This window comes from Oceanisphaera ostreae (genome assembly GCF_042676125.1).
In the GTDB taxonomy this organism is placed as follows: Bacteria; Pseudomonadota; Gammaproteobacteria; order Enterobacterales; family Aeromonadaceae; genus Oceanimonas; species Oceanimonas ostreae.
On record NZ_JBHTJS010000052.1, the window covers coordinates 1 to 7,925 of the forward strand.

The following is a 7,925-nucleotide window of genomic DNA, read 5'->3' on the forward strand; positions in this document are numbered from 1 at the left end:
GAGGTTGAGCGGAATAAAATGGCCGCTTAGATAGTGTTATTTGGACAACTGGGTTGAAAACCACCGTTAAGGTAAGGACTAAAGAGAAAAGTATCTTGGAGGCAAGACCTTATATATCATCATTATTATCTTTTATATTTTGCTCTTCGTCCGTGAATTTCCGTGTATTCCGTGGCAAAAAAATAGTTTAGGTTTAATCTTTTCTTTAGCAGACAGCTTACCGCTGACGGCTTACAGCTGCCCGAAAGGCTTACTTTCCCACTTAACATAACCAATAAGGCCTGGCATGATAAAACGTTTGGTCATCTCACTTTCGGCATTAATATTTAGCGTCTTCCTACTAATGGGCGGTAATACCTTTGTGATGACGCTACTGGGCGTCAACCTAGGGCTTAAAGGTGTGGAGCCCACATTGATTGGTGCCATCATGGTCTGCTACTCAGTGGGATTTGTGGTGGGCTCTTTATATGGGAAAAGAATTATTAAGCGAGTAGGGCATATTCGTGCCTTTGCGGTATTTAGTGCATTTTTAGCCAGCTCGACGTTGGTCTTTCCCCTTACCGACAGCATTTTAATTTGGTCTTTGCTGCGTGCCTTTGGTGGAGTTGCCGTGGCCGGTTGTTTTATTGTTATTGAAAGCTGGTTTAGTGCCGTGGCTAGTAATGACAACCGTGCCACGCTGTTTTTCTCTTACCAAATTTGTACTTACTTGGCGGCCACGGCGGGGCAGTTATTAATTGGTTTCACCGATCCTGCCGCCTTTGTGCCCTTTACGCTGGGGGCTATTGTGTTAACCGCCGCTTTGGTGCCGCTATCCTTGAGTCGAATTGATGCGCCGACCATAGAGCACAATGAGCGGGTGAGTGTTAAAGCCATTATTAAAGACGCGCCCTTGGGCCTGTTGGCGGCATTATGCAGTGGCATGCTGATCAGTAGTTTCTATGCCATGGCGCCGGTATATGCCATTCAGGTGGGATTGGAAGTGGATCAGTTGTCGTACTTTATGGCGGCATCGGTATTTACCTTCATTATATTTGCCTGGCCGTTGGGGCGTTTATGCGATCGCCTAGATCGTAGCAAAATCATGATTTGGATTAACAGCATAGTGGTGCTTAGCGCCATCGGCGTAGTGGTTGCCGGATCCTATCATCTTGGATTTCTAATTGGCTTTTCGGCGCTCTATATGGGCATGGTGGCCTCTATTTATCCGGTCGCGGTGGCCATTACTAATGACCGCATGGACGCGCATCATATTGTTGCTGCTAGCACGACATTATTATTGTGTTATGGGTTAGGCAGCGCTTTGGGGCCTTTATTTAGCTCGGTTATGATGACGTGGCAGGGCTCTCAAGGTTTATATTATGGCAATGCCTGCATCGCCCTGTTACTGGGTGGTTATACCCTATATTGGCGTCAGGGCGCTAAAACGGTTGAAGTGGCCGATCAGGCGCAATATATCCCCAGCCCAGTAGAAACGGCGGGTGTGATCACCACCCTTGACCCCCGTAACGAAGAGTTTGTGGATGTGCCGGTGGAAGAGTTATATCCGCACCTAGAAGAAGAGGAGATAGCCGAAGCTAAGGCTTGTCAGATGGAACTAGATTTGCCTGAGCCCGAACTAGATGAATCTGAAAAAGAGTCAGTGCTAGTGCCGCATGAGTATTGAACTGTAACTAGCGCTGAGCACTAAGCGCCCGGCGCAAAGCTAAAAATAAGCATTGGCCTTTCGCCGCTTTACTGTCATACCGATACCGAATTGAGTTCGGTATGACGGCAAAAAGGCATGCCCTATGCCGTCTTGCTGAACACGTTTCAGCATCTTTCTTTGTCTATTTTTGGCTTACTGCTTTGTTTTAGATTTTATCTATTAAATGGTTTTCAGAGCTGATCGCTATTTTTCCGTGGATACTGTGGATTCCTTTGCTGACCTAGGTTTTACGTTATCCCGTCTTCTTCACACATTACGCTTCCCGCCAGCTCAGTGGCATGAATGGTTGGGCTTGCCTATGCTAATAGATGTTGGGCTTGTCACATAAAGTTCAACATCTGGTGTTAACCTTTAATTGCTTGTGATTAACCCAATTACGGTCAACAAGAAGTTAGTATCAAAGAGGGAAACATAATGGATTATGTGTCGTTGCTAAACGTTACTTCACCATCGGTTTGCTTGTTTAGCGCTGATGATTGTTACCCGGCTCAGCTATTGTTTTGGTTACAGCAACAAGCCGAAGTACCGGCTAAAATTGAGCGCCAAGAAAGGGAACTTGAAGGCGTTTAAGCTAGATGTTTAGCTAACTGTTTAGCAAAACTATTAATAATTTATAAGTAAAACCCGGCCGCAATAGCAGTCGGGTTTTATTTTTTAGGCCACCATCACAGCTCCAGCCATTCCCCTTGCTTTGAATCCCCGTTAGACTTGAGCCTGAATTAAGCGCCACAGGTCAAATGATGGCTGCCGCCTTTAAGTCTCGCAGGGATAAGAGTAAATGATTCGACTTGCCATTAACGGCTATGGCCGCATAGGACGCAGTGTATTACGGGCTTTTTACGAACGTAATCTGCACCGCCACATGAAAATTGTTGCCATCAACGAGCTTGCCGAGCCCGAAGCCATGGCTCATTTAACTCGTTATGACTCCAGCCATGGACGATTTGGCCAAGAAGTGACCTTGTTACCCGGTGCCTTTGAGATTGCCGATGACATCATTCGTTTATGCCATGAACCGGATCCGGCCAAATTGCCGTGGGCCGAGCTAGGTGTTGACTTAGTGCTGGAATGTACCGGCGTGCTGTCGAGCCGTCATGATGCGAATCAGCATCTGCAGGCGGGCGCCAAAAAGGTGTTGTTTTCTCACCCAGGAGATAACGATTTAGATGCCACCATTGTTTATGGTGTGAATCACCAGCAGTTGACCGGTGCCGAGACCATGGTATCTAACGCTTCTTGTACCACCAACTGCGTAGTGCCTGTTATTGAAATCCTACACCGGGCGTTTAATATTAAATGCGGTAATATCACCACCATTCATTCGGCGATGAACGATCAGCAAGTGATCGATGCCTATCATAGCGACTTGCGCCGAACCCGCGCCGCCAGTCAGTCCATTATTCCGGTGGATACTAAGTTGGCCAAAGGTGTAGAACGAATTTTGCCCCATTTCGCTGGCAAGTTTGAGGCTATTTCGGTACGCGTGCCGACCATTAATGTTACCGCTATGGATTTAAGTGTGTTGGTTGAACAAAAAGCCACCGTTGAGGCCGTGAACCAGGTGCTGCGCGAAGCTGCATTGGGGCCGCTTCGAGGCATTTTGGATTATACTGAAGCGCCTTTGGTGTCCGTAGACTTTAACCATGACCCTCATTCTTCCATTATCGACGGTACGCAAACCCGAGTCAGTGACGCAAATCTTATCAAAATGCTGATGTGGTGCGACAACGAATGGGGCTTTGCTAACCGTATGCTGGATACCAGCTTAGCTTGGTTTAAGTCATCTTTATCCGATTAAAAAATACCTTAACTGCCTTATAGAGGACGCTTTAATGTCTGTCATGAACATGAATGAACTCGATTTGTCTGGTAAGCGAGTGCTGATCCGCGCCGATTTAAACGTACCCATTAAAAATGGCTCTGTTAGCTCCGATGCTCGCATTTTGGCTTCGCTGCCCACCATTAAATCGGCGTTAGCTCAAGGTGCGAAGGTAATGGTGACTTCGCATCTTGGTCGTCCTAGTGAAGGCGAGTTTGTTGAAGCGTTTTCGCTACAACCAGTAGTCGACTATTTGCAGAAGGCCTTATCGATACCGGTACGTTTAGCAAGCGATTATCTAAACGGTGTTGAGCTGGCAGCCAACGAGCTGGTGGTGCTAGAAAATGTGCGTTTTAACGTGGGCGAGAAAAAAGACGACGAAACGCTGTCTCGCCAATATGCCGCCCTGTGTGACGTGTTTGTGATGGATGCGTTTGGTACGGCGCACCGTGCACAAGCCTCGACGCATGGTGTGGCAAAATTTGCCCCCGTCGCCTGTGCTGGTCCGCTGTTGGTGGCTGAGCTAGACGCGTTGGCCAAGGCGCTGGATAATCCTGCTCGCCCTTTAGTGGCAGTAGTAGGCGGATCTAAAGTGTCGTCCAAACTGACGGTGTTAGAATCCTTATCCACCATTGCCGATCAATTAGTGGTGGGCGGCGGTATTTCTAATACCTTTGTCGCAGCCGCCGGTTACAACGTGGGTAAGTCGCTGCATGAAGCCGACTTGATCCCCGAAGCTCAACGACTGATGGCCAAGTGTGATATTCCACTGCCGACCGACGTGCGCACCGCTACCGAATTTTCTGATACCGCCATTGCTACGGTGAAAAACGTATCTGAAGTACAAGACAACGAACAAATTCTCGACTTAGGTGATGAGTCAGCCCACGCGCTGGCCGATATCTTGAAAAAAGCCAAAACTATCATCTGGAATGGTCCAGTAGGCGTGTTCGAGTTCGAGAACTTCCGTCGCGGCACCGACATTGTGGCTAAAGCCATTGCCGAGAGTGACGCTTTCTCTATTGCGGGCGGTGGTGATACGCTGGCAGCCATTGACTTGTTTGGTATTAAAGACCAAATTTCGTATATTTCTACCGGCGGCGGTGCCTTTCTTGAGTTTGTAGAAGGCAAAACCCTGCCCGCTGTGGCCATGCTTGAGCAAAGAGCCAAAGAAGCAGGCAGTAAGCAATAAGCCAAAATTATTGATTTATCTCGGCTGGCACCGGTTGCCGGCCGAATGCGTTTTAGCGAGGAGCACAAAATGTCTCAGAAAATTTTAGATGTAGTTAAGCCCGGTGTGGTGTGTGGCAATGATATGCAAAAGATTTTTGCTATTGCCAAAGAAAACGCCTTTGCCCTGCCTGCGGTTAACGTAGTGGGTACCGACTCGGTCAACGCCGTGTTAGAAGTGGCAGCTAAGGTAAAAGCTCCGGTTGTGGTGCAGTTCTCTAACGGCGGTGCAGCGTTTTTTGCCGGTAAGGGCTTAAAGTTAGAAGGCCATCAGGCTGCCATTTTGGGTGCAATCTCTGGCGCGCGCCATGTTCACGCGATGGCTGAAGCCTATGGGGTGCCGGTTATTTTGCACACCGACCATGCCGCTAAAAAACTGCTGCCTTGGATTGATGGGCTATTGGATGCCGGTGAAAAGCACTTTGCCGAAACGGGCAAGCCGCTATTCAGCTCACATATGATTGATTTGTCTGAAGAAAGCTTAGAAGAAAATATCGAGATCTGTGGTCAATACTTGGCGCGCATGAGCAAAATCGGCATGACGCTGGAAATTGAGCTGGGTTGCACCGGTGGTGAAGAAGACGGCGTAGACAACACCGGCATGGACAGCGCTTTGCTGTATACCCAGCCTGAAGATGTGGCTTATGCCTATGAAAAGCTGAGTGCTATTAGCGATAAGTTCACCATAGCGGCGTCTTTTGGCAACGTACACGGGGTGTATAAGCCCGGCAACGTAAAGCTAACTCCTAAAATTTTGGATAACTCACAAAAACATGTATCTGAAAAATTTGGCTTGCCAGCCAAGTCATTAGACTTTGTTTTCCACGGTGGGTCAGGCTCTTCAGCGGCAGAAATTAAAGAATCTATCGGCTATGGCGTAATCAAGATGAACATCGATACCGATACCCAGTGGGCAACTTGGGCCGGTGTTATGGATTACTACAAAGCTAAGCAAGATTATCTGCAAGGCCAAATAGGCAACCCAGACGGTGACGATAAGCCTAATAAGAAATATTACGATCCACGCGTGTGGATACGTGAAGGTCAAAACAGCATGATCGCTCGGTTAGAGCAGGCGTTTAGTGAGTTAAACGCAAACAATGTGCTGTAACTAACCTGTTTTAAAATACTTAAGAATGCTTTCTTATTCAATGCCGGCCACAAGCCGGTATTTTTATTTGTAAATAACAGAATAAATCTAAAAAATAGGAGAGTTATTACTCTAAGCTGTCTCATTAGTTCGATTAATGTTGATGGTTGGCTTCAACCGTCTCCGCTATGATTGAGTAAGATAACTATAACTAATGATAATGGTAACGGGAGAAAGTAATGGAACAAATACAACAAGCTGCAACTGTTACAACCTTAGTAGGTAAAGCATTCATATTGCGCGCCAATGGCGAAAAGGTAGCGTTGAAGCAAGGTGATATTCTTTCTCCTGGTACTATTATCATGACTGAGGCTGGTGCCGAAGTAATGGTCGCGGGGCCTGATTTTAATTTAGCTTTAGGCGAGAACAGCCTGACTGAAATACCAACCGAGCCACTCGAGACTGCTCAAGCACCGACTATATTATCGAGCAGCAGTGATGAAGTGAGCGCCTTACAAGCCGCTATTTTAGAAGGGCAGGATCCTACCTTAGCTTTTGAGGCCGCAGCCGCAGGCGCAGCAGCAGGACCGGACGTTGCTGGTAACGTTAATGGCAGTGGTAATGGTGGTTTTGTACAGGTAACACGCACCGGCGATAGTCTTATTGCCGAAGCCGGTTTTGATACTGCGATATCGACTACGCCGTTCGATAATAATGAGCTGCTTATTGGCGAGCAATTAAATGAAGTACCACGTTTAGGTACCATTACTTTATTTGCTCCCGACCAAATCACCGAAGGCGGACAAATTACAATTAGCGCGTCGGTTGATCTAGCCCCCCAAACTGATTTAACTATCACCCTTAGCAATGGCCAGCAGATTATCATTCCAGCTGGCGCCACCTCCGGAAGCGTAAGTTTTGATAGTCGTCCTGACGATGTCTATAACCAAGGCAATCAAAATGTAGACGTAACCATTACAGGGACCTCTGGCGGTAATTATAATAATTTAGATACCAGCTCTAGCACGACCACCACTATTGTTGATGACAGCGACGTCACTACCGTGACCTTGTCTGTGCCCGATACCGTAACCGAAGGCCAGCCCATCACCGTGATCGCTACGGTCGACAATGCGCCGCAAACCGATTTGATCCTGACCCTCAGCAACGGTGAGCAGATTGTCATAGCCGCGGGCGAACTGAGTGGTCAGGTGAGCTTCGACAGCCGTGCCGATGATGCCTATCTGCAGGGCGATGAGCCGCTAGATATCAGTATTACCCAGAGCGAGGGCGGTAACTTTGAGAGCCTGGATACCTCGGCGACGGCCAGCACCACCATTGTTGATGATGCCGATATCACCAGTTTGACTCTGGGTGACATTACGGTCTCCGAAGGCAGCGGCAGTGCCACCGTGACTGGGGTGTTAAGCAACCCGGCCGGCCAGGCGTTCACCGTGACCTTGAGCAACGGCGCAACCTTAAGCTTTGCGGTCGGCGCGACCGAAGCCACCTCCAGTGCATTTGCGATCCAAGGCGATGACGTTTATGTCGACGGTGAGCAGATTACCGTGACGGTTACTGATCAGGGCGACCATGACTTTGAGCAGCTGGTGAGCAACAGCGCCACCGTGACCGTAGAAGACACGACGGATGTGGTGACCGCCACCTTGAGCGTGGATAATGCCACCGCCAACGAAGGCGCCGGTGACCTAACCTATACCGTGACCTTGCAAGACGCCGCCGGTCAGCCGGTCAACGCCAACAACGATGTCACCGTGACCTTGGCCAGCGGCAACACCGTGACCATTCTGGCGAACACCAGCAGCATCACCTTCAGCCAAGCGGTGCAAGGCGATGACGTGTACGTCGATGGCGAAACCGTCAGCCAGGCCATTACCGGGGTGAGCGAAGCGGGCGCGGGGACCCCGGGCAGCTTCGAGAACCTGACCTTTAATGGCACGGCCGTGGACACGGAGATCGCCGACACCCTCAACACCACCACACTGACGTTAAATGACGTCACCGTGCATGAAGGCACGGGCCAAGCGACCCTCACCGGCAGCTTGGATCAGACGCCG

At 49.0% G+C, this 7,925-nt stretch carries 6 protein-coding genes; all 6 read left to right on the forward strand.

Features of this window, described 5'->3' with window-relative positions:
* Nucleotides 1-286: 286 nt before the first annotated feature.
* The gene (locus ACFQ1C_RS13360) at nucleotides 287-1,666 is read left to right on the forward strand and encodes an MFS transporter (RefSeq protein ID WP_379559132.1); all 1,380 of its coding nucleotides are present in this window, start codon (nucleotides 287-289) and stop codon (nucleotides 1,664-1,666) included.
* Nucleotides 1,667-2,122: 456 nt separating this feature from the next.
* Nucleotides 2,123-2,278, forward strand: a complete 156-nt coding sequence (locus tag ACFQ1C_RS13365; protein WP_379559134.1) for a hypothetical protein — start codon at nucleotides 2,123-2,125, stop codon at nucleotides 2,276-2,278.
* Nucleotides 2,279-2,486: 208 nt separating this feature from the next.
* Nucleotides 2,487-3,506, forward strand: a complete 1,020-nt coding sequence (epd, locus tag ACFQ1C_RS13370) for an erythrose-4-phosphate dehydrogenase (RefSeq protein WP_379559136.1) — start codon at nucleotides 2,487-2,489, stop codon at nucleotides 3,504-3,506.
* A gap of 34 nt (nucleotides 3,507-3,540) precedes the next feature.
* The gene (locus ACFQ1C_RS13375) at nucleotides 3,541-4,719 is read left to right on the forward strand and encodes a phosphoglycerate kinase (RefSeq protein WP_379559138.1); all 1,179 of its coding nucleotides are present in this window, start codon (nucleotides 3,541-3,543) and stop codon (nucleotides 4,717-4,719) included.
* A gap of 69 nt (nucleotides 4,720-4,788) precedes the next feature.
* Nucleotides 4,789-5,868 carry a class II fructose-bisphosphate aldolase gene (gene fbaA / locus ACFQ1C_RS13380; RefSeq protein WP_379559140.1) on the forward strand — a complete coding sequence of 360 codons (1,080 nt, stop codon included), beginning with the start codon at nucleotides 4,789-4,791 and terminating at the stop codon, nucleotides 5,866-5,868.
* Between the two features lie 218 nt (nucleotides 5,869-6,086).
* Nucleotides 6,087-7,925: retention module-containing protein (locus ACFQ1C_RS13385; RefSeq protein ID WP_379559142.1), on the forward strand; the 1,839-nt coding region annotated here is incomplete at its 3' end.